The organism is Atopobacter sp. AH10 (assembly GCF_003664595.1).
Lineage (GTDB): Bacteria > Bacillota > Bacilli > Lactobacillales > Aerococcaceae > Atopobacter.
Genome location: NZ_QXPZ01000066.1, coordinates 1 through 248, shown reverse-complemented (window position 1 = coordinate 248; position 248 = coordinate 1). Strand labels below are relative to the sequence as shown.

General features: G+C 43.1%; 1 tRNA gene. It reads left to right on the top strand.

The features are described from left to right. The first annotated feature begins 81 nt into the window (after positions 1–81). A tRNA-Ile gene (locus D3H64_RS09965) sits at positions 82–155 on the top strand. Positions 156–248: the final 93 nt, after the last annotated feature.

Genomic DNA, 248 nt, shown 5'->3' with positions numbered 1-248 from the left:
ACCTCCTTTCTAAGGAATAACTTACGGAAACCTACACAGCGCTTTTTGTTCAATTATGAGAGGTTAACTCTCGCCGCTTTTGGGCCTATAGCTCAGCTGGTTAGAGCGCACGCCTGATAAGCGTGAGGTCGATGGTTCGAGTCCATTTAGGCCCATGCTTTCTATTAGGAAGTGTAAAGCGGAGATTTGTTCATTGACAACTGAATACTAACGCAATATTGACATAATTTACCGAGAAATAAACTGCG